22 protein-coding genes are annotated in these 20,598 nt (G+C 42.7%); 11 read left to right on the forward strand and 11 right to left on the reverse strand.

Annotation, left to right across the window (positions count from 1 at the left end; translation table 11 throughout):
• Positions 1–535 precede the first annotated feature (535 nt).
• From OH463_RS03215 to OH463_RS03225, 3 genes are all read left to right on the forward strand, one after another.
• Positions 536–937 carry a hypothetical protein gene (locus OH463_RS03215; protein WP_009698050.1) on the forward strand — a complete coding sequence of 134 codons (402 nt, stop codon included), beginning with the start codon at positions 536–538 and terminating at the stop codon, positions 935–937.
• Between the two features lie 306 nt (positions 938–1,243).
• Positions 1,244–1,924, forward strand: a complete 681-nt coding sequence (locus OH463_RS03220) for a hypothetical protein (RefSeq protein ID WP_223295804.1) — start codon at positions 1,244–1,246, stop codon at positions 1,922–1,924.
• A gap of 153 nt (positions 1,925–2,077) precedes the next feature.
• Complete coding sequence (locus OH463_RS03225; protein WP_005451868.1) at positions 2,078–2,410, forward strand: DMT family transporter; 333 nt, start codon at positions 2,078–2,080, stop codon at positions 2,408–2,410.
• A 94-nt stretch (positions 2,411–2,504) separates the two neighbouring features.
• On the opposite strand, the gene OH463_RS03230 is transcribed toward OH463_RS03225, so the two are convergent.
• A complete protein-coding gene (locus OH463_RS03230; RefSeq protein ID WP_005451870.1) occupies positions 2,505–3,932 on the reverse strand; it encodes an APC family permease in 1,428 nt (475 codons plus the stop codon).
• Between the two features lie 341 nt (positions 3,933–4,273).
• Between OH463_RS03230 and OH463_RS03235 the strand changes: the two genes are divergently transcribed.
• Positions 4,274–4,399, forward strand: coding sequence for a hypothetical protein (locus OH463_RS03235; RefSeq protein ID WP_255211851.1), 126 nt, complete (start codon positions 4,274–4,276; stop codon positions 4,397–4,399).
• Positions 4,400–4,547: 148 nt separating this feature from the next.
• Here the strand turns inward: OH463_RS03235 and OH463_RS03240 are convergent, their stop codons facing one another.
• A complete protein-coding gene (locus tag OH463_RS03240) occupies positions 4,548–5,177 on the reverse strand; it encodes a LysE family translocator (protein WP_009698046.1) in 630 nt (209 codons plus the stop codon).
• Between the two features lie 466 nt (positions 5,178–5,643).
• Between OH463_RS03240 and OH463_RS03245 the strand changes: the two genes are divergently transcribed.
• The 4 genes from OH463_RS03245 to OH463_RS03260 all read left to right on the forward strand — a co-directional run bounded on the left by OH463_RS03245 (position 5,644) and on the right by OH463_RS03260 (position 9,029).
• Positions 5,644–6,582 (forward strand): LysR family transcriptional regulator, encoded by a 939-nt coding sequence (locus tag OH463_RS03245; RefSeq protein ID WP_269990497.1) that lies wholly within the window; start codon positions 5,644–5,646, stop codon positions 6,580–6,582.
• A gap of 242 nt (positions 6,583–6,824) precedes the next feature.
• Positions 6,825–7,772 carry an LpxL/LpxP family Kdo(2)-lipid IV(A) lauroyl/palmitoleoyl acyltransferase gene (locus OH463_RS03250; protein ID WP_005451876.1) on the forward strand — a complete coding sequence of 316 codons (948 nt, stop codon included), beginning with the start codon at positions 6,825–6,827 and terminating at the stop codon, positions 7,770–7,772.
• Between the two features lie 104 nt (positions 7,773–7,876).
• Entirely contained in the window at positions 7,877–8,407 is a 531-nt protein-coding gene (gene thpR / locus OH463_RS03255) for an RNA 2',3'-cyclic phosphodiesterase (RefSeq protein WP_017188111.1), read from the forward strand.
• A 49-nt stretch (positions 8,408–8,456) separates the two neighbouring features.
• Complete coding sequence (locus tag OH463_RS03260; protein ID WP_017188110.1) at positions 8,457–9,029, forward strand: hypothetical protein; 573 nt, start codon at positions 8,457–8,459, stop codon at positions 9,027–9,029.
• A 91-nt stretch (positions 9,030–9,120) separates the two neighbouring features.
• On the opposite strand, the gene OH463_RS03265 is transcribed toward OH463_RS03260, so the two are convergent.
• Positions 9,121–9,558, reverse strand: a complete 438-nt coding sequence (locus OH463_RS03265) for a MarR family winged helix-turn-helix transcriptional regulator (protein ID WP_017188109.1) — start codon at positions 9,556–9,558, stop codon at positions 9,121–9,123.
• A 203-nt stretch (positions 9,559–9,761) separates the two neighbouring features.
• On the opposite strand from OH463_RS03265, the gene OH463_RS03270 reads away from it, so the two are divergent.
• Positions 9,762–10,064, forward strand: coding sequence for a DUF3861 domain-containing protein (locus OH463_RS03270; protein WP_005451880.1), 303 nt, complete (start codon positions 9,762–9,764; stop codon positions 10,062–10,064).
• 131 nt (positions 10,065–10,195) lie between these two features.
• Here OH463_RS03270 and OH463_RS03275 read toward each other — a convergent pair whose 3' ends face one another.
• From OH463_RS03275 to OH463_RS03310, 8 genes are all read right to left on the reverse strand, one after another.
• Positions 10,196–11,674: a carboxypeptidase M32 gene (locus tag OH463_RS03275; protein WP_005451882.1), complete on the reverse strand. Its 1,479-nt coding sequence runs from the start codon at positions 11,672–11,674 to the stop codon at positions 10,196–10,198.
• A gap of 236 nt (positions 11,675–11,910) precedes the next feature.
• Entirely contained in the window at positions 11,911–12,579 is a 669-nt protein-coding gene (locus OH463_RS03280) for a response regulator transcription factor (protein WP_017188108.1), read from the reverse strand.
• 107 nt (positions 12,580–12,686) lie between these two features.
• The gene (locus tag OH463_RS03285) at positions 12,687–13,559 is read right to left on the reverse strand and encodes a hypothetical protein (protein ID WP_005451884.1); all 873 of its coding nucleotides are present in this window, start codon (positions 13,557–13,559) and stop codon (positions 12,687–12,689) included.
• On the reverse strand, positions 13,549–16,032 hold the full coding sequence (locus tag OH463_RS03290) for a fimbria/pilus outer membrane usher protein (RefSeq protein ID WP_269990501.1): 2,484 nt from the start codon (positions 16,030–16,032) through the stop codon (positions 13,549–13,551). Before OH463_RS03290 ends, OH463_RS03285 begins: the two co-directional genes overlap by 11 nt.
• On the reverse strand, positions 16,016–16,702 hold the full coding sequence (locus OH463_RS03295; protein WP_269990503.1) for a fimbria/pilus periplasmic chaperone: 687 nt from the start codon (positions 16,700–16,702) through the stop codon (positions 16,016–16,018). The genes OH463_RS03290 and OH463_RS03295 overlap by 17 nt, the downstream gene beginning before the upstream one ends.
• Before the next feature lies 1 nt (position 16,703).
• A complete protein-coding gene (locus OH463_RS03300; protein ID WP_269990504.1) occupies positions 16,704–17,408 on the reverse strand; it encodes a molecular chaperone in 705 nt (234 codons plus the stop codon).
• Between the two features lie 76 nt (positions 17,409–17,484).
• A complete protein-coding gene (locus OH463_RS03305) occupies positions 17,485–17,979 on the reverse strand; it encodes a hypothetical protein (protein WP_005451888.1) in 495 nt (164 codons plus the stop codon).
• Between the two features lie 88 nt (positions 17,980–18,067).
• A complete protein-coding gene (locus OH463_RS03310) occupies positions 18,068–18,571 on the reverse strand; it encodes a hypothetical protein (protein WP_223295806.1) in 504 nt (167 codons plus the stop codon).
• A gap of 403 nt (positions 18,572–18,974) precedes the next feature.
• Here OH463_RS03310 and OH463_RS03315 point away from each other — a divergent pair, with 403 nt between their 5' ends.
• Positions 18,975–19,610, forward strand: coding sequence for a LysE family translocator (locus OH463_RS03315; RefSeq protein WP_009696973.1), 636 nt, complete (start codon positions 18,975–18,977; stop codon positions 19,608–19,610).
• Entirely contained in the window at positions 19,610–20,176 is a 567-nt protein-coding gene (locus tag OH463_RS03320; RefSeq protein WP_269990505.1) for a threonine transporter RhtB, read from the forward strand. The genes OH463_RS03315 and OH463_RS03320 overlap by 1 nt, the downstream gene beginning before the upstream one ends.
• Positions 20,177–20,598 lie beyond the last annotated feature (422 nt).

Consider the following 20,598-nt stretch of genomic DNA (forward strand, 5'->3'; position numbering starts at 1 on the left):
CTAAAGCTAACGTAATTGCTTGCGGATGTCGACATGAAATGTGACTTTGAACGGGATTTCTTTTCATATGGCTCAATCTCAGCAGAAGCTTGCGTTGTAAACCCAAGTGACTCGTTGCCGATTCTTGATTTAGACCCACTAGACCTTTAAATCGCTGCCGCATCTACAAACCAAGTCATTCTCGCGAAACCTAGCATCTCGAGGTTACTTGGGTATACATCTGAGCGACGACAAGAAATCGATAACTCATCTTTATACATCTAGTGGCGAATAATAAGACACGCTATATTCCATGACAGCTGATGAAATTTAGCTCAGTGCTGTCAGGTCATGTCGATAAGAAAACACAAACTACCAACTGTGATTGCTGCAAGATTTCTGAATACATTTTTGTGAAACACAGAGCGTAGAGTTTGAAGGCAATTATGAGATCGAGTTAGTATAATTTTTGAACCCTAATACTAAAAACACGAAAGGGTTCACCAACTCGTGCTTATGTACACAGTTTGGATAATCATCGTCAGCGGAGGATATCATGTTCGGTATTTTTAAGAGAAAAGAGACCATTCAGAGCATCGCACATCAAGTTCCTAATGTTTTACTTAGAGAGTTTGGGGATAAGAACAGCTACTCACCAGATGAAGTTGATAAGGCGCTATTAGAGCTAGGTCATGAGAAACATCGAGATATGACGCGCTATCAATATGCGTATGGGATGTTTACTAGTCTCGCGAGTTACGAGCAGTTGGGCTTAACGCAAGAGCTCGGTAATTATGGGCACTTCCAACGCGAAGTCGGTAAAATGTTGTTGAATACACCAGAACCTATCGATATGCATATTTACTTTGAGCTTGCTCAACAACATCACTTAAGTGGCGGTCAAGCCAATGTTGGTAATGAAGCCAATGTCGTCGATAGTGTTGATGGCGGTTATTAGTGCGATCATTTCAAATTCATTCCCTTGCAGGCTTTCCAAACCATTTAGAGCAGATTTAATAGTGGTATTTCGATGAGCGGGCACAAAGTTCCGAGTGTTACGCTCACTCAAGTTCGTTAGAAGGTACCGTCAAAAGCCCTTAATCTCCTTTTTTAGCTAGCGTATTTTTAGTTTTTCATGCGTGTCTGTGTGCATATTTTGACGTTGGTCAAAAATGTGCCAGTTTCTCCCTCGCTTATATTCATCTTGTCCAATACTAATCTGAAGTTGGCTTTCTGTTTTGGAACAAAGATCATGGAGAGGGATATGCAAAGGTGGCTTAGCGCACTCACACTCGCGGGATTAGCGGGATGCAGTTTGTCTAATGAGATTTATATGGAAGGACGAACTCTTTACTTTAACGGTGAGATTACAGCAGAGAAAGTAACAGAGGCTATCGAGTTAGCAAATGTTCAACCAAATGGTGTGGTTGCCATGATGATTGACAGTGACTCTGGTGAATATCGTCCTGCTATGGAACTTGGACGCTGGGTTTATACCAACCAAGTCCATTTGATCGTCAATGGTACATGTGCGTCTGCCTGTGCGAATTATGTATTAACCGCAGCACCGAGCACCTTAGTGATGAAAGGCTCTGATGTACTTTGGTTTGGCGGTGCCATGCAAGATGAATGGGATGTCGATGGCTTTGATCAGAAAGAGCTTGAGCAATGGCAACAGTCGCTCAGCTTATGGCGTCAACATGAGGACGCGTTTTTTGCCTTGGTTGATGTTAACCCTAAGATCACCATGTTTGGTCATATGAATAAACGCGAGAAATTACACAAAGCAGGGTGTGATATCGACGATGCTGCGTGGATGTACCATATTGATGATATGCAAAAGCTTGGACTGAATAATATCGTTTATGCAGACCCAGACGCTTTGATCACAGCACGAAAAGATGCACCTGGTTGCGTCATCAATTTGGAAGATTCTGACTTTTGAGTGTGATTATTACACCCGCGTAAATGTGAGTTGCATCACTTTTTATAGCGCGCTGACGGATTTTGATTATAATGCGCCGCTCAGAGATTCGATATGTCATCGAGTTCAGGTTAATTGAGCGTTGATTGCCTTATGTTCAAAATGCTTGTTTCTATGCCTCCATTGGTTGCGTTGTCTATTGCTATCGTGTGTGAGGTGATTGCAACTTCTTCTATCCCTAAAACTGAACAATTTACCAAGTTGATGCCAAGTACCGTGGTTATTATCGGTTATGGCATCGCTTTCTTCCTATTGTCTGTCACTGTGAAAAGTATGCCTGTTGGTCTTGTGTACGCAATTTGGAGTGGGGCAGGGATTGTTCTTGTTGCTGCAGTTGGCTACTTCCTATACGGACAAAAGCTCGATCTTGCAGCTATCGTCGGTATTGGTTTCATTCTTACTGGCGTAATGATTGTGAACTTGCTGTCTAAGACGGTCGGTCACTAATCCAAAAGTTTATCAATAAAAAGCCGCGAATCATTCGCGGCTTTTTGTTATCTGAAGAAACACTTTTTTGCTATCTAAAGAAACATTGATCAGATTAATTCGCCATCGCTTCAATCAATTGACCTTGTTGGCGACGCTTACGGTTGCGGTACATCACCGCTGCAATTGCTGGCAAGCTGAAGGCGATAAAGCCAAGAATCAAAGCGTAAGCACCAGTTTGAGCGCTAATGCCTGCTGGTACATCGAATGAAACGAAGATAGTTACTAAGCAACTGACCAAGCCAAGTGTTGCGACTAACATCATACCGAACTTGCCGCCAGGCACGCGGAATGGACGTTCAATATCTGCATGTTTACGGCGTGATACCAAGAAGCTTACGAAGATACAGATGTACATCACCATGTAGAGCTGAGTCATTAGAATATTCAATAGCCACATGCCTTGGTTCACGTTTGGTACCAAGATAAACACCAAAGAAAGCACACTCACAATCGCACCTTGTAGCAAAAGAAGTGGAACCGGCGCTTGGTTCTTATTTTCTTTTGATAGCGTCAGTGGCATGAAGTGGTCTTTTGCGGCGACGTGCAGGCTCTTGGTTGGTGCAATGATCCAGTTGTTTAGGCTCGCTAAGCTGCCAAACACAATGGCAAGTGCGATAACTGGCAGCATGAATGACATGTTCAAATCATCAAAGAACGCTTTGAATGCCAGAATTACGCCCTCGCTCAAGCTGGAATGATCGCTGGATACTACGGAAGAGATGGAAAGTGAGCATGCAGTCAAAGAGACTAAAATCAACACAGTTGAAGCAATCAGCGCCTTAGGGTAAGTCTTTTGCGGATTGTCGACTTCACTTGCGTAAGACGTGGTTATCTCAAGTCCTGTTAGAGAAAGCACAACTGCCGTAAAGCCTGCACCAATACCATCTTGCGAGAAATCCGGTAGCCAGTCAGACGCATGACGAAGGGAGATATGCGATTCACTAGGGTTGGTATAAGCCCAGTAGCCGCCCAAGCCGATGATCAGTAGGATAGGGAAGATAAGCCCCAAAGTGCCAAACACATTGGTGATGAGCGAAGACAAACGCAAACCAAAGATGTTGACCAAGGTCAGAGCCCAGAAAATCACGTTAATCATGATCAACATAAAGATGTTGTTTTGTGCCAGTTCAGGGAAGAAAGGGTACGCACCAGTCGCGACGATGAATGAAATGAGCGGTGGGTAGTACACAATGTTCTCGGCATACTGATACCACACGGTCGCAAAACCAAAGTTTGGACCTAACGTCTCTTTACCCCATAAATACACACCGCCTTGTTGCGGATAAGTGGTACTCAATTCTGCACAAACTAATGCGGTTGGAACGAAGAAGCAAAGACCAGCCAATAGAAAGAAAGAGATGGCGTGACTACCAAATAAGGCGGCACCCGGAATGTTCCTAATACTGTCGACGGACGTAACCGTAATCATGATGACAGAAAAGACACTGAGTTTGACGGCGGATTTGGCGATATTGCTCATTCGATACCTTTAATGATTGAGCCACGAGTTCTGGATGCGAACCCGCGTGCTACAAGTAAGACCGGCGTATTGTAGGGCTGTAAGAATCTATGGGTATATAGCCAAAAATGGTATGTATTTACCCAAAAATGAACCGAAATCTCGGTGGCTTAATCGTAATCAATTTAAACGTTTGCTCTGGTCAAAAAACACATAATTGAGTTAAAAAATGCATATTAATAAATGTGTTTATAGCGAATTATTTATTACCGAAAATATGGAAATTTAGCGGATTTTTGCCAATGTTTGACTCTCACCTTGGGGGAAGGTCTAGATTGGATACGACCAACAAGTTGTAGAAGATGGAGAAAATGATGGGATGTTGTAATCAAGCACCAAAAGGTGGCACCGGAAAACTATCGTATTTATTAGGTTTAGTCGCAGCACTGTTTGTTGTGATCTTATTGTTGGCTGCGGTATTTGGCTAACATAAAAAGATACCGAATGTACGCTGTTGAACCAAGTCGTGCTCTTTAAATAAGCACTTCGAGGGGGCTTAGGTGTAAGTTAAAACGGTATAAAATAGAAAACACGCCAAAGAGCGTGTTTTTGTTCGTTTAGAAAAACTCGTTGTGTCTAAAACCGAGTATTTGCTAATCCTACGCCGAAAGAGATAAATAATGCACCGCTAACGTAGTTCAACCACTTGCTGGTTTTCGAAGAAGTAAGCAGCACTTTCAATTTCGTTGCGAAGAAAATTACGAATAAATACCAACTTGCCACGATACCTGCTTGTAGTGCTCCTAGAATCATACTCTGCTCAAGAATGTGTTCTGGTTGTACAAACTGTGGGAAAATCGACAGATAAAATAGCACGATCTTCGGGTTAAGAAGGTTAGTGAGTAATCCTTTCACAAAGGCTTGTTTAAGAGTTTGTTCTTCAACTTTACGATCGAGCTTTAACTTCTGGTCAGCCAGTTTAAGACCGCTTTTTAGGTTGTTGATCCCCAACCAAACCAAATACGCAACGCCCATCCATTTAAGAATGTTGAACGCCAATGCCGATTGAGAAAGCAGCAAGCTCAACCCTTTTGCGGATACAAACGCATGAATCATAAAGCCAAGTGCCACACCAAGGATGTTAGCAATGGCAAAGCGGCGGCTCTGCGTCAGTGCAGTAAACAGTATCAACAAGGCATTGGGACCTGGAATTATCGCTAGAAAGAAAACAATTCCGCCGAAAGCCAACAAGGTATCGAGGTTCATGGTTATTCCAATAGAAAGGTTACACGCTGTTTATACACCTGCTTGTGTTTAAAAACAAACGACTATACCCAAGTAACTTCAAGATGCAGGATTCAGAGCGTTGTCATTGATTCGAGAGTAAGGAAAACAACGCAGTGTAATAGCCAGCTCTTTCCAAGTTGTTTGACGCAGCAATCGGGTCAATGACACGCTCCCAAAGGGCGAGCTGCCTTGGCTTGTATACTTTGTTGCCGATTCTTGATTTAGACCCACTAAACCTTTAAATCGCCGCCGCGTCTACAAACCAAGTCAGTCTCGCTGAACCTAGCATATCGAGGTTACTTGGGTATATCAGAATTCTATTTGGCAGAAGGGGCAATGTAGATCAAGTAGGTTAACTGACTTAAGTAAAAGTGACTTTTCAAACATGCTTATCTTTTCTAAAGCATTATAATCAACAGAAAATTATCAAATAGGATTAGATAATATGTTGCTTGAAGATCTGCAAGTCGTGCTCAAAGTCGCTGAGTTTCGGAGTATCACTGGGGCTGCTACAGCCCTCGATATGAGAACAGCAACGGCCAGTGCAGCAGTGAAAAGGGTTGAAGCTTCTTTAGGTGCGGAGCTATTTGTTCGTACTACACGCCATTTACGTTTGTCCAGCGCCGGCGAACGTTACCTTCCTCAATGTGAAAAAGCGCTAGAGATGTTAGAACATGCAAAGCAGAACATGCGTGAGGATCTCGATATCATTGATGGAGAGGTGCGTATTGCGCTCTCTTCTGATTTAGGGCGCAATTTGGTTACGCCATGGTTGGATGAATTCATGGATAGCTACCCAAAAGTCACATTGCGAAGCAACATCAGTGACAGCAACATAGATTTTTACCGTGATTCGGTTGATATGGCGTTGCGTTATGGTGCGCCCACCGATTCCAGTATGTATGGTTTTAAAATCTGTAACGTACCTCGATTATTGTGCGCTACACCCGAGTATCTCAATCTCGCAGGAACACCGAAGCATCCGCAAGATTTAGCTGAGCACAATGGGTTGCTTTATCAGTTGCGCGATACGTTGCAAGATGTCTGGGGTTTCTCTGATGGCAGTGCTGAATACAAAGTGAAACTTAAAGGAAACCGAGCTTCGAATGACGGAGACTTAGTTCGACGTTGGTGTGTTTCAGGCAAAGGATTAGCCATTAAATCTTGTTTAGACATGTCGCAGGACTTACTGGATGGCAAGGTAATGAATGTCATGAGTGAATATAAACCGACGCCGACGGAGCTATGGTTAATTTGCCCAAGCCGACAGTCTATAACGCCAACGGTAAGGCTACTTAGAGATCTGTTTAGAGAGAAAACAAAAGCTATTCTGTCTGAATTAGTAAAAGAGAATGTATTAGATAGCGAAGTTTTAAAACTCTAGTCTTAACTCGTCGCCTTTTGTAACCACGAAAGGCGGCTTTTTTGTGTCCATTCGACGAAAATCACGACCTTTATGTTCAAGTTGATAGGTCTGACCGCAATATCGGAAAGTTCTTATTGTGTGTTGTGTTAAAGAGCCCTAGAATCCGCGCGCTTTAGTTTTTGTAATAAGCACAGCCAATGATTTTAATCTCTATCATTGTTTTTAGAACTTTATAGGCGAACTCGTCTGATGACACATTCATGAATAAGCATACTGCACCAAAATTCAAGGCAGAATTTCTGGCTCCTCGCTACTGGGGCACATTGATCATTATCGGCATCATGTACCTTTTTAGTCTCCTCCCATTTCGTGTTCAACTCGCGCTAGGAAGCGGAATTGGTCGTCTTGCTATGCGATTAATGAAAAAGCGACAAGTCACGATCAAACGTAATTTAGAACTATGTTTTCCAGCGATGAGTGAACAAGAGCGTGATGCGATTTTAAAAGATAACATCGACAACGCAGGTATTGCCTTATTCGAAACCGCGATGGCATGGTTCTGGTCGGATAAACGCGTGAACAAACACGTGACAATTGAAGGTATGGAGCACATCGAAGCGCTTGAGAAACAAGGGAAGGGCGTATTAATGCTAGCGGTTCACTCAATGAACCTAGAATTAGGTGCTCGTGCGTTTGGCATCAAAAAATCTGGTTCTGGTGTTTACCGACCAAACAACAACCCCTGTTTTGACTACTTTCAATACAAGGGACGCTCTCGTTCGAATCGTACATTGATCGATCGTAAAAATGTTAAGGGCATGCTCGAAGCACTCAATACTGGTCATCGCGTTTGGTACGCACCGGATCATGACTATGGTACGCGTCGCTCGACGTTTGCACCTTTGTTTGCAGTAAAGCGTGCATGCACTACGACAGGAACAAGCTTGCTCGTCGATTCAACAGACTGCGCAATAGTACCATTTACCATGGTTCGTGGTAGCGATGGTCATTATACATTGACCCTTCGTGCTCCTGTTGAAGGTTTTCCGAAAAATGCCCCAGACCAAGCGGCAGTGTTTGTAAACAAGATCGTAGAACAATCGATCATGGCATGCCCGAGTCAATATATGTGGTTGCACCGTCGTTTTAAGACACGCCCTGATGGTGAATGCTGTTTGTATAAACCTCAACTTGCACCCGCAATGTGAACACCAAGCCCAGACGTTTGTTCTGGGCTTTCTTTTATCTGTTGATTCATTTCCATAGGCTTGTTTGCCACAATATGGATATTCTGGCTTTAAGGACGTTTATGATGAGATTGTTTTTTGCAATGACGTTTGACGATGCAAGTAAGTCAAAGCTCAAACTGATTCAAGATAAGCTGAAGCAAAAGGGAATTGAAGGGCGTTATACCCGAAAAGACAACTTCCATATTACTTTGGCGTTTATTGGTGAATCGACCAACGAGGAAACTCAGCAACTCACAAAGATTCTCCACACAGTCACGCCTTCTTGCGATCAGATTGTCGTCGATCATCTCGGCACGTTCCATCAAAGTGGTAGACAGTTAGCTTGGCTAGGCATCAAGAACAATCCCGCCATAGCAGAACGACAAAATGCATTAATAGAAACTCTAGAGCACCATGGGTTTGTGACAGAGTCACGCACGTACGTCCCTCACATTACATTAGCTCGACATGTCGAAAAACAAGCCCCTTTGGATGAGGTCCTTATTTCACCGCTAACAATACCAATTTACTCCATCGCATTGATGGAAAGTAAAACGATAGAGGGGCAATTGAGCTATCAAGTTATCGAAGAAGTCGCTTGTTCATCTTCTTGATGATGTTTATGTTATTAAAACTGTCAGCAATGAAGTAAGGAGGTAAGTAATGGAAATACTCGACTATCAAATGGATGATGCTTCGATACACGCACTAAAGCGCATTGTAGGATTAGAATGCAAGTTAATGACAAGTTTTGATAATACGTGCCTTGAATCAGATCCGGTGACAAGCTTATCTCCATTGTTTTTTCAGATGCCTACTGGTTTTGTTGAGCTGACAAACGAATGGCACACAAGCCCCCAAGGTCATGACTTTCATTTGCCAGTAGCAAGGTTTGTCGATGAGCTGAATCCACAAGAGGTAAAGCTGACACAGCTTGAAGGCGTGAGGTTTTGCGAAGAAGCTAAAGTGATCGAGTGTATCGACGTCATTCGATTACGCAGCCGTAAAGCAGTAAAAGAAAATTTGGCTGATAAAGCGTTTGTCCCTTCTTCAGAAGTTGTTATCTACGACTATGGGCTCAACATTATGTTTGTTGATGGCACTTGTATTGCCGTAAAAACGGAAGATGATTCGATCTTGGGTGAGTGGCTTATTTCTAATGAAGCAATTGAGCCGTATCACCTTGAAGATGTTTACCAAGAAACATTAGAAATTCGTAGCCGGATAAGAGCTTAATTGGAGAGAGCAGCACGCGTTGCTCTCTTATTCAATCACGATCATGGAAAATAACCGCTAATACTCATAAAAGTTTGGAGGCTACGTGAGTTTACTTGCTGTCTTTTTTCGCTAAATTATCAGCTAACTTACCTGCAGTAATCTGAAATGCGGCAAGGTCGTCGTCCGACACATCTAGCGTCATCTTTTGAAAGATCTTGGCGTCGACCGTTTTGATCTTCGCTAACACATCATTGCCTTTCTCGGTGGTTAATAAACATTGGCTGCGCTTATCGTCTGGGTTTGGTGTTTTCTCAATAAAGCCTTCTTCAATCAATGTCTTAATTAAGCGTGTAACCTGCGCTTTATCTCTATTTAAGAAGTTCACTACATCCATTGCTGTGCAAGGTGACTGCTTGCTGATGATTTTTATAACGCGCACATGCATAGGTGCGATAGGGAGTTCTAGTTGCTCTATTTGCTCGTGCAGTTGACGCTTCAAAGCGTGTACGAGTTGGAATAGATTATCCAGCGATTTTGGATTCGACATGTAACACTCCAAGTGAAAGTGGTTGACATTATCAACTAAATAACTATAGTTGACATTATCAACTTAATTGAAAGCAACTTCAAGAGCTAGAATTGAATAACAGAATCCTTAGCAATGGTGTTGATGACCATAACATCCGTGACCATCAAACCAAAGATTGAACGCTTTTTAACAAGCTGATGAATTTTGATTGGAGAAATGAGATGAGAAAAGACAACTGCTACCGCATCACCATTGAAGAAGTAAATGTTGAAGAAGGGTGTGAAGCAAGAAGCTTGAGTTTTGAAGTTCAAGATCGTGAAGACATGCTAAACATTGTTGAGAAGCTTAATCAGGGCAGTGGATTAGAGCCAACTGATGCGACTCGTGTTGGTGTAGCGCTTCGCCTGCTGGGACCCGTGATGATGAAAGATCGTAAACATCCGTTGTTTATTGACTTTATGCCGCACTTTAGAAATTTCATGCAAAACTTGAAAAGCACAGTGAAGCGTCAACAGGCTCAATGATCGATTTAACTGTGTTTTATACCCAAGTCATTCTCGTTGAACCAAGCATCTCGAGGTTATTTGGGGATAAATTTAAAACTAATAAAAAGGCTGGTATTTCACCAGCCTTTTTGGTTTTTCAAAAGCAAATCTTACTTACCAAGATAACGGCTTTCTAAGTGTGCTTTAAAGTGTTTCGCGTTTAATACATCGCCTGTAGCTTGGCTTACCAAGTCGTCAGTAGACAACAAGCTACCTTTACTCCAGATGTTATCAGATAGCCAAGTGAAGATTGGGGATAGATCTCCAGAGCGAATCGCTCCATCTACATCAACCGTTTGCTTCATTGCAGCCATGAATTGAGCAGCATACATTGCACCGAGCGTGTAGGAAGGGAAGTAACCAAAGGCACCGTCCGTCCAGTGGATGTCTTGCATACAGCCATTCTTGAAGTTACCTTCTGTTGACAGACCTAAGTAAGCCTTCATCTTCTCATTCCACAGTTCTGGAACGTCAGTGTGCTTAATAACTCCATTCATGAGATCGCGTTCAATTTCGTAACGCAAGATAACGTGAGCAGGATAAGTCAGTTCATCAGCATCGACACGGATGAAACCTTTCTCCACGTGAGTGTAGATTTTCGACAAGTTGTCTTGAGCAAACTCAGGACCTTCGAAATGGTTAGAAGCCAGACGAGCAAGGTGTTCAACAAAGGCTTGGCTGCGACCCACTTGCATCTCGAAGAACAGAGATTGAGATTCGTGGATGCCCATTGAACGAGCTTCACCAGCCGTAGTGCCTGCTAATGATTTTGGCAGACCTTGCTCGTAACGCGCGTGACCTGTTTCATGTACGATGCCCATCAATGATTGCACGAACTCTTTTTCGTCATAGCGAGTGGTAATACGAACGTCAGTAGGAACGCCACCACAGAATGGGTGAACACTTTCATCAAGACGACCATGTTCGAAGTCAAATTGAAGCAGCTTCATGACTTCCAGCCCCAATGCTTTTTGTTTTTCAGCCGGGTAATGACCGTTCGGAAGCAGGATGTTGTTGGCTTTTTGCTTCTCGATGGCTTCATCAATCATTGATGGTAACCATGTTTTTACGTCCGTGAACAACACGTCTAGAGACGCGGACGTTGTGCCTGGTTCGTACAGTTCCAGCATGGCATCGTAAGGTGATGTGCCAGCAGCTTCTGCACGAATTTGAGCTTCTTCTTGAGACAGTTTAACGACTTCTGCCCAGTTTTTTTCGAAACCAGTCCAGTCATCATTCCCACGTTGGCTACGCCACGCATGTTCACACTTAGAACCTGCGAGAGATTGCGCTTGTACTAAAGATTCAGGCAGTAGATTCGCTTGCTGCCAATCGCGTTTCATTTCACGCAGTACGGCTTGATCTTGCGTTGATAATGACTCTTCTTCTGCTTGTGCAAATAGATCACCTAAATGAGGTTGAGTCATAAGAGAGTGAATGTGGACATTAAGTTCTGCCATTGCATTAGAACGGGCTTCCGCACCGCCTGATGGCATAACGGCAGCTTGGTCCCACCCTACGATGGAGGCTAAGTGACCAAAGTTAGAGACTTTTTTTGAATGTTCGACGAGTTTTTGAAATGCGCTCATGTGACTACTCTTTGTTATGTTCTTTCCTTAAACGCCCCAAGCGGGGTCCTTGAACGTACTGTTCGAATCTCTCAGCACCGATGCAGAAAAAGTGCCGCATCAAGAGAATGCCGATAGAGAAGTGTTGCTAATTTACTATTTATTAACAACCAATGCAGGTCTATTGTGCACAAATTCAGACACTTGTACACCTAACCAAAAGGAGCGTTGAGAAACAAAGCTAGAGTCAGCGATGGCTAATGTTCTTGAGTTTCTTGCCTAAGAGGGCGGCTGAATTTTTGAATGGCTTCCTTGCGACAGCTAACGTTGAGTTTTTTGTAAAGCTTGTAAACATGGGTTTTTACCGTGCTCTCCGCAACAAACAGGGCGTCAGCAATTTCTAAATTTGATTGTCCCTGAACAATACGATCGAGGATTTGTTTTTCTCTTTTCGTTAATGTGTTGCTGATTTCTTGAGAGCTGATGGCATAAGGTCTGAAATGAATCAGCATTTTTGCCATCAGTTTTCGAGGTAACCATAATTCGCCACTTAAGACGGCATCGATACAGCGAGTTAAATGCTCTATTGGCGAATCTTCATAAAGTACGCCTTTGAGATTGAGACAAGAAAAAAGCCGAAGATCAGAGCCCGTTTTCGGTACGTCATAAACCACTAAGTCGGTGTTTTTTGTTTTGAGTGAGATGTAGTCAGACAGTGGTCTTTCTTCCAATAAATAGTTAGAAATCAGAACAACGTTGTAGCTGGACAAGTTAATTTCGTCGTCTAAGCAATGGATGCTTTTACGGGTAAGTTTGTTTTGGGGGTTCTTTTCCAACTCTCGGCGAATAAACTGGTTTTGAATACAGTTTTCACCAATAAGAAGGATGTTAGATTCTAATTCATTCCTACGCGTCCCCATATTCATAACTAGCCCCTATATAATAGTTTTGTACTAATAATATTGATAATGTAATCACCTTAGTCTAGGGGTATAGTGCTCGCCACTTTTCTCTGTTTCAACTTTGCGACTGCCTAAGGTTGTTGCGAAAGCTTAGGTTCAATTGAGATCTGGAGCACATCGTTGTAGGTACCTCCCGGTTTATTTAGCGTATCGCCGATGATAAATTTCATGTTTTTGGCGTGTCCCTTAGATGGCGTATTTTCGCTGACTCTAGCACTCGCCTGATCTAGGTTAATTTGCTTAGAATCCAGATACATATCGTAGCTAATGTCCCATTGGGTGTCCGCAGATTTGTGTCGGAGCGCACCTCGGTTTGTTGATTCAAAAACCAAGTTATATCCGGCGTTACTTTGAATCCAAAGTTTGGGCGCGGATGTAACTACTTTATTGGATTGGAGTATCCCCATATCCAATTCGTAATGCTGTTGAGTCAAACCATAAAACTGTATTTTGGCCATCGGCAAAACAGTGACTGCGATATTTGTCACAGCTGGTAAAACATATTCGTTATTGAGCAGTTGTTCGGTTAATACTGTTGCTTCGAGCTTGCCTTGATAAATACCTGAGGCGAGCCATTGTTGAGCCGGATAACGTATTTGAAAGGTGATATCAGCGTTATTCTCTGTTAAGACGACATGCCATTGATTACCTTTTTGGTAACCGTTCCCGCCTTGCCATTCGAAAATTAGCTGGGCATTGGCTTCTCCTTTTAAAAAAGAGTCACCATCATCAATCTCTAACTTGACCGGAATTTGGCATTGTTCGCCTTCAATATTCGCGCGCAGTCGATATGTCGAAATGAGTGTGTATGCACCAGAGGCAAACACATCATAGCGTGCCTGCGTAGAAGCAGGTTCGACACTTAAGTTACTCATTGAGCAAAGAGAACCCGCTAATGCTGGGGGAGCAAGCAATATTAGAGTGATAAAAGGTTTAATCCACATAAAGCTCTCCTAATCTGATTAAAACATTGCTGCGTTCATCTAAAGTGATCACCACAGTCTGTTTTTCTTTTGTGTCGAGTGTGAGTTGGTATTGACCGGGGCGTAAGCCGGAGATTGCAAACAAGCCATTTCGATTAGTAAAGAATTCGATGGGCTGTTGGGTTTCGCTACCCAAATAAGTCGCCACGCCAGCAATGAGTGGGATAGGGCTGCCAGTATGTCGATCGAGTAATGTTCCCATTACGGTTAACACAGAATCTGAGCCAATCTTGAGTTGGTAACCGCGTTTGTAGCCAGGATTCAGCCAAAATGCCCCGTCACCTAAATCGTAACCGGGCGGTAGGTTCTCTACGTCATAACTGATCAATTGAGGGTTGTAGGCAACCAAGTCCGGTATCAATACATTGGATGCGCTATGGCTATATACGCGGGCGTTTTCACCGTCTAGAGTTGGATCGATATCAACATTGTTTTCTTCCAAGCTTGGGTGCTTAGACACCACTGCAAACGCTTCACGGACTGGGCGTCCAACTGTTATTGAGGAACCAGCAAAGGCAATCGCACTACTGACTTCTACACGCGTACTGTGGTTTCTTATATCTTCGTTCAAACTCTCCATACGCGTAGCGTGGTCAGCGATAACTTGAAAGCGGTTGGCAGAATAGTTAACGCCAAGGTCAATGTCAGCGTCGCTGTCTCGGCTGGTAACAACAGAAGCATAGCCTGACATGCCCCCAGTATTACCTACATTATTTTGATAAGTGAGGTCTAGTGCTGCTTGATCGACCTCACTGTTGTAGCGGCTGACTAATCGTGTGGAATCGCTTAATGGCCAGCTTAACGTGAGAGACGTATTCCATTCATCTGAACCGACGTCGTTGTTCTGATAGTTGACCCTTGCGCTCCATGTCGCAGGTGTCGAGAAGAACGAACCGGACAGGCTAGGGCTAACTGACCAATAATTCGCAGTATCTTCAGTGCCAGAGCGGTAATTGACCGTCATGGCTGCACGTAAATCGTCATTAATATAAAACGCACCAAACGCCGAGGCATAGTGAGTGGTTTGGTTGAGAGGAGAGTCGATAGTGTCGTAGCTTTCTACGCCCGCGAAGTTTTCCGATTGGTATTCATAGAAAACACTTAATTGTGGTTGCCAAGGGTTGTCATCATCAAATTCTGCATCGAAAGCGATGCGAAATGCTTGCCCAGAATCGAGAGTGGGATGATGGCTTTGAGAGGCGGACAATTCGGTGACACCTAGTGAGCTTGCAATTAAAGCCGTCCCACCATATTGGTACAGGTCTTCACGTTTTTGACCGTTTACGCCTAGCGTAAGCCATGGCAATACACCAACATCAAGATAACCATGTATCAATTTTTGATCGGTTTGATAATCGAGCTCGTTGTTATTGACCTCTGACGGCACGCCCGCCATTAAACTGTACTCAAACTCTCCGCTGTTAAGAAGGTCATTCCCCGTTGCGACAGAAAATTGAATTCTTTCGGTTTGCCCAGAAGAGTCGGTGATCACCAATTCGACATCGTTAGTACCTTGTGCGAGAGGGATATCACTCAAGTTATAGCTGCCTGCGCCCAGTGTCAGCCTCTGAACGACAATGCCATCGATAACAACGTCGACATTCGAGGTGCGTTGCAATGTAAAAGACTGATTGGCTTTAGGGCGCACGTTTCGAGTAGGAATTAAAGTAAAGTCACGTGTGATGCCGATTCCGAGGATGTCGGTACCATCTTGAAAGCTCTTGCCAGAGTTAAACATATCACCCAATACAAGGCGCGTTCCTTGTGAAGGAAAATCATAGTTTAAGCGCGTGCCTTGGCGGTAATAATCTGAGTCTTGAGACGAGCCATTTTCAAAGGTGGCTTCGTATTCAAGGTTTGCAGAACCTGCGTTTAAGCCCGATTCAAATCTTGTACTGTAAATACTTTGTCGGTCATTTTGCTCTGCTATGGTCTGAGTTTCATTCGCCGATGCGGTGACATTAACATAACCACTGAAAAAGCTGGGTTCAGAATAATTAAAATGTTCATTGTCTTCAGCTAACGATATTTGTCGCGTGACGCTCAATTCGTTAGGAACTGAAATGATGCATTCTAGGGTGGATAAATCAAAGGTAAGCCCAAGCCCGGCACGTCGAAAGTCTTCTTGAGATAAGGTCTCTGAATGGGCGTCTCGTAATTTCTCTAAGGCTGACTCGGCGACAGATGACGAAAGTAGGGCGATGGTACTGTCTTTCGGTAAGCGAATCTCGTCATCAGCGGTAATGGTGACTTGTGCCTGACCCAAGACGCTGTCACTGATTTTTAAAAGAGAGGATAGCTCGATATCTCGACCTGTTGGATTAAGCACAACCTCGCGTGCCCAACTGATGTTGATTTGAGCGATACATAAAATCGTTAATAAAATGAATAGGAGCCAAACAGCACTGCTCCGACGCTCATTGCTCTCTTCCATGATATTTTCCTACTGGGATTGCTTTCCGTGAACGCAGGGTGAAGGTAGAAAATGGTGGCAAAAATTGGTCACCGACTTGTTGTTGGAGCGAGTAATTTTCTGTCGCTGTTAACGGCTCAAAATACAGTAGTCGAGAGTAGGTAAAGCGTTCGCCAGTATTACGAATAACCAATTGTCCGGCATCAGAAACTTCCAAGGTGACGTCTGGTTGTTGGCTGTTGGAGTACACATGAAGCAGCGCGTTATAATGCACTTTAATTTTGACTCCGCTCTGCTGCATAGGCAAAGCTCTACTTTGTCCATTAGCACCCGTTAAATGAGCTTGCGTAAAGCGTATAAAGTAGCTAGAGGATGTTTTTTGTACAGAAGGATCAAGCCATTGAATACGAAATACTTGCTTTGAGTTCGGTGCTAACATTGCTGCTGGTGGAAAAACCAAAAGTGCGTCGCTATTTAATGCTTTGGTTTCATATTGACCATTTTTCTTAAATACTAGCTGATGAATACTTACTTCTAGCGGCATTTTTTCTGTTGAATTATTTGTCACTATGATCTGTGATGTTGTATTTCTATCTGTGTTCAATTCAAATACAGTCGGTGAAATAATGATTGCATTACAAAAAACACTAAATAATAACAAGATTAGACATGTTATAGATTGATAGAACATGTTATTTATCCTGTTCTATTTCTATCGACAAATCTGACACATCAAACCCTTTCAATGGTTTCATTTCAAAAAATCGTGTTGAATGAGGAAGTACAAGTGTGCCTGCGATTAACTTGCTGATATCTAATCCTTTTAGGTATTTAGAATTACTACCATCCGTTAAATGCCAATTAGTATTCGTTAGCCTGCCATAACTATTACCATTATTCTCTACTTCAACAATCCATTTGCTTCCTTTTTGTTTGACACTTTTTATATCTAAGTTTGCCGATGTATTTTTGGGCTTAACATTAATTAATGTATTGAATTGAAGTAATAACCCCATCTTAGCGCTTTGTTCTTCGCCACGGGCTACTTCCACCTGCTTAATGGAGACACGGTATGCTTTTGATTCAGAGATTGAAGGATCACCCAAATAACGAATCATGACCGATTGAGAGCGACCTGGCTCTATGATTGCGGTTACTGGAATAACGAGCAATTCATCGTCTGCGGGTTTTGTTGTTTCTACACCTTGCTCATCCATGGCCATTGAAAAAGGATAGAGCTCAACAGTTAGGGGTACTCGGGATGTATTGTCGATACGCATCGACATTTGGGCTCGATTGCCTATGGGTTCAATCTCAGCAACCATAGGTTCAACCTTGTATGCGTTAGCGTAAGAACAAAATAAAAATGTTGCGACTAGGATAATCCATCGAGTCATGTTGAGCTCCATCAATGTCAGCTTGGTATGGCTGTGTAGAAAGGGAGGCTATACGCTTAGCCTCCCGGAGGGGAACTTAGTTAGAAGTCACGTTAACGGTTAGCGTATCTGAGTAGCCACCCGCCCATGTTGCCACTTCTGTTGTTTGTACAGTCAATGTCGCATCAACACCAGATGCTAGACCCGAAGAACCTGGGTATGACAGCTCACTAGAGACATCGTTTAAACCCGGACCACCAGGTGCATTTAGATCAAATGATGGAAGACCTGTAGGCGCAAAAGTTGCGGTATAAGTTAGCGCGAAATCTTCGTCATCATCCGATTCAAGACCACCTTCAGAACTGGTCAAAGAAACGGTTGCACCATCGACATCGTTACATTTCATATCCAGATCGATAGAAACAGTTTGTTCTTGTGTTACATCACCAAAGTCGAGCAATTGAGTAGCAAGCCCTGATACTTCACATACTGGAGAAACATAACCCACTAATTGAACATCACCCGGACCTGCGTGAACTTGCGAACCGAAAATTGCTGTAACAGCCGCTGCACAAATCGTAAGTTTTTTCATAAAAAGATTCCTTTAACTTGAGAGATAACATACATGTTTAGCCCAAATCCCACCGAGCTAGCCTTTCTCTGTATCGAATACAGAACTCCTAGTTGATGACGCTGTTAATTGAGGGGAATACATCAATTTCAATCACGTCTTCGTAATAGCCTGCGTATAGCAAGCGGTCTTCTAGTGTTATTCTAATTTCTCCTAGTGCCGAGAAAGGAATAACACCTGAACTGTCAAAGCGTTTTTCAGAGAGCAAATCAATGCTTTTTACTTCTTCATGAATATTTGCTTTGTTAATGTTGATTTCAAATAAATACTCGAATGGTGGAATATCATCTCTTTTATCCAATTTTAGTCCGCCATTTTTTGAATATACGCTTACGCCGAGTGGTTGGTTGCAATATATGTCCAATGGTAGTGTTTTTATATTGCTGTCGGACAAGTCGATTTTCTGACCTGACGTGAAATTTATCTCACATCGGTCTTCTAATTTGCCAACAAGATTCATCGTTAAGGTATTTGCGTTACTAAAAAGTGGCGCAAATATAAATAACCAAATTGCGATCATCAGGCAGCAATGAAAAAGAAGCATATATCCCATTTGCACACCAACTTTCGTTTATTTTGTGTTGTTGAAATAAACTATAATTCCTGATGGAAATAGAAGAGTAGTAAAGGAGGTTGATCGTTTTTATAAAAGTTGTAGAAATAGTAGTAACTCTCTTTATATAAGAAAGACCTTATGCTCAAGTAACCTCGAGATGCTTTGTTTAGCGAGAATGACTTGGTTTGTAGACGCTACGTTGTTTTCCTTGACCTCGAATCAATGACAACGTTTTGAGCTCTGCATCTTAAAATCATTTGTGTGTATGCTTATTAAGTGCTTTTATGCGTATGGCTTTGTACGTTATGTGATTTTCAACGATGTTGATCACAAAAGTTGCTTGCGAATTGCGTGGATTGACGGTATTGATGGGTAATGCACAATCACTCACTACAAGAATATGGATATTTTGAATTTTGAGGCGTTCCTCATTGCCATCACTATTTTGACGCTTACACCGGGATTGGACACAGCTTTGGTGATTCGTAACACCAGTCGTGCAGGTCTTAAAGATGGTTGTACGACAAGTTTAGGTATTTGTTTCGGTCTGTTTGTTCATGCATTTTTCTCTGCTGTAGGCATCTCTGCTGTTTTAGCTCAATCCGCTGAACTATTTCAAATGGTGAAAATGGTGGGTGCTGCTTATTTGATCTGGCTTGGATTAAGTAGTTTGAGAGCGTTAATGAAATCGAATGGTGGCATTGCTGTCTCTGAACAGACTCACCAAGCGTATAGCGGTAAACGCTCTTTTCGTGAAGGCTTCTTATCTAATGTGCTTAATCCAAAAACGGCAGTGTTCTATTTGGCGTTTTTACCTCAGTTTGTTAACCCAGAAGGTTCTCCATTAATGCAATCTATGCTTATGGCGTCTATTCACTTTATGATTGCGATGGTTTGGCAATGTGGTCTGGCTGGTGCATTAAATTCCGCGAAAAGCTTGTTAAAAAATGCAAGTTTTATGAAATGGATGGAAGGAGCAACTGGAGCGGTACTGGTTGCACTTGGTGTTAAATTACTTGTAGAAAAACCAGTCTAATGCATTCACTTGTTCGAATTCTAATCATCCTGATCGCTTTTATTGCGGCGCTTGCTGGTATTGTGGCTTGGAAAACCATACCTCAACTTCACTTTGTTGAAAGAGGCATGCAATGGAACTGGCATTGGTCTTACTTCGAACCATTTTCTAATGGTATTCAAACCACACGTACTCAAGATACTAAACAGCTTTTATTAAGGCGCGTCTATTTGCAAGATTCCACCGTCGTCTTTGTCGGTACGACCTTAGACAACAAGTTCGAAATTGATGTAGTAAATCAAGCGTCTTGTGAGCCAAAGAGTAGTAAATGGGTGTCAGTTTCCGTCAATGGTCAGCCGATGTCGCATGTACCAATGGTGTGCGAGAAGACCGGTGAAACGTACATCTATCGATTTATCGGCAATAAGCTAAGAACGCTTGAGTTTGGTATTGACGATAGCTTTATTCGTGAAGATTTTACATTGTGGCCGATTTCAGAGATAAAAGCAGATCAGTTCAAACAGCAGCACTCTGCATTTTTCAATAAGAAAGATGGTGGTGAAGATCATCAATGGCTCAGAGATTGATGCGCTATACCTAAGTATCTAGGAGTTGCCTTGGTTCGCATGCTTCGTTAACAATTTTCGATTTAGAACCACTAGATCTTCAAATTGTTGCCTCGCCTTCAAACCAAGTCATTCTCGCTGAACCAAGCATCTCGAGGTTACTTGGGTATATATCAAATCATGGTTAGTTTCTCTCGACAGAACTGCAACGGTTTTGATTGAACGAAGTACTAACAAATCAGAAAGGACTCCCTCGATTTAAGTAGTTAAACGCTTCATTCAGGACTCACTTTTTTTCCACACCTCCACTGATAATTTATATATCAAGCATCAATAAATAAGAGCGTTAATCGTTTGCTGTACTTCTGGTTAATGCCTTAGTAAACACTAAAGGCTTGTGTGTTCCTGTCAGTGGTGACTTGTCGGAGGAACGGTTACACAAG

Source organism: Vibrio sp. NFR (assembly GCF_027587095.1).
GTDB lineage: Bacteria > Pseudomonadota > Gammaproteobacteria > Enterobacterales > Vibrionaceae > Vibrio > Vibrio harveyi.

Bases quoted from the DNA above. Each gene is read 5' to 3' on its own strand.
- OH463_RS03215 (WP_009698050.1), top strand. From the start codon at position 536: ATGTTCGGTATTTTTAAGAGAAAAGAGACCATTCAGAGCATCGCACAT.
- OH463_RS03220 (WP_223295804.1), top strand. From the start codon at position 1,244: ATGCAAAGGTGGCTTAGCGCACTCACACTCGCGGGATTAGCGGGATGC.
- OH463_RS03225 (WP_005451868.1), top strand. From the start codon at position 2,078: ATGCCTCCATTGGTTGCGTTGTCTATTGCTATCGTGTGTGAGGTGATT.
- OH463_RS03230 (WP_005451870.1), bottom strand. From the start codon at position 3,932: ATGAGCAATATCGCCAAATCCGCCGTCAAACTCAGTGTCTTTTCTGTC.
- OH463_RS03235 (WP_255211851.1), top strand. From the start codon at position 4,274: ATGGAGAAAATGATGGGATGTTGTAATCAAGCACCAAAAGGTGGCACC.
- OH463_RS03240 (WP_009698046.1), bottom strand. From the start codon at position 5,177: ATGAACCTCGATACCTTGTTGGCTTTCGGCGGAATTGTTTTCTTTCTA.
- OH463_RS03245 (WP_269990497.1), top strand. From the start codon at position 5,644: ATGTTGCTTGAAGATCTGCAAGTCGTGCTCAAAGTCGCTGAGTTTCGG.
- OH463_RS03250 (WP_005451876.1), top strand. From the start codon at position 6,825: ATGAATAAGCATACTGCACCAAAATTCAAGGCAGAATTTCTGGCTCCT.
- thpR (WP_017188111.1), top strand. From the start codon at position 7,877: ATGAGATTGTTTTTTGCAATGACGTTTGACGATGCAAGTAAGTCAAAG.
- OH463_RS03260 (WP_017188110.1), top strand. From the start codon at position 8,457: ATGGAAATACTCGACTATCAAATGGATGATGCTTCGATACACGCACTA.
- OH463_RS03265 (WP_017188109.1), bottom strand. From the start codon at position 9,558: ATGTCGAATCCAAAATCGCTGGATAATCTATTCCAACTCGTACACGCT.
- OH463_RS03270 (WP_005451880.1), top strand. From the start codon at position 9,762: ATGAGAAAAGACAACTGCTACCGCATCACCATTGAAGAAGTAAATGTT.
- OH463_RS03275 (WP_005451882.1), bottom strand. From the start codon at position 11,674: ATGAGCGCATTTCAAAAACTCGTCGAACATTCAAAAAAAGTCTCTAAC.
- OH463_RS03280 (WP_017188108.1), bottom strand. From the start codon at position 12,579: ATGAATATGGGGACGCGTAGGAATGAATTAGAATCTAACATCCTTCTT.
- OH463_RS03285 (WP_005451884.1), bottom strand. From the start codon at position 13,559: ATGTGGATTAAACCTTTTATCACTCTAATATTGCTTGCTCCCCCAGCA.
- OH463_RS03290 (WP_269990501.1), bottom strand. From the start codon at position 16,032: ATGGAAGAGAGCAATGAGCGTCGGAGCAGTGCTGTTTGGCTCCTATTC.
- OH463_RS03295 (WP_269990503.1), bottom strand. From the start codon at position 16,702: ATGTTCTATCAATCTATAACATGTCTAATCTTGTTATTATTTAGTGTT.
- OH463_RS03300 (WP_269990504.1), bottom strand. From the start codon at position 17,408: ATGACTCGATGGATTATCCTAGTCGCAACATTTTTATTTTGTTCTTAC.
- OH463_RS03305 (WP_005451888.1), bottom strand. From the start codon at position 17,979: ATGAAAAAACTTACGATTTGTGCAGCGGCTGTTACAGCAATTTTCGGT.
- OH463_RS03310 (WP_223295806.1), bottom strand. From the start codon at position 18,571: ATGGGATATATGCTTCTTTTTCATTGCTGCCTGATGATCGCAATTTGG.
- OH463_RS03315 (WP_009696973.1), top strand. From the start codon at position 18,975: ATGGATATTTTGAATTTTGAGGCGTTCCTCATTGCCATCACTATTTTG.
- OH463_RS03320 (WP_269990505.1), top strand. From the start codon at position 19,610: ATGCATTCACTTGTTCGAATTCTAATCATCCTGATCGCTTTTATTGCG.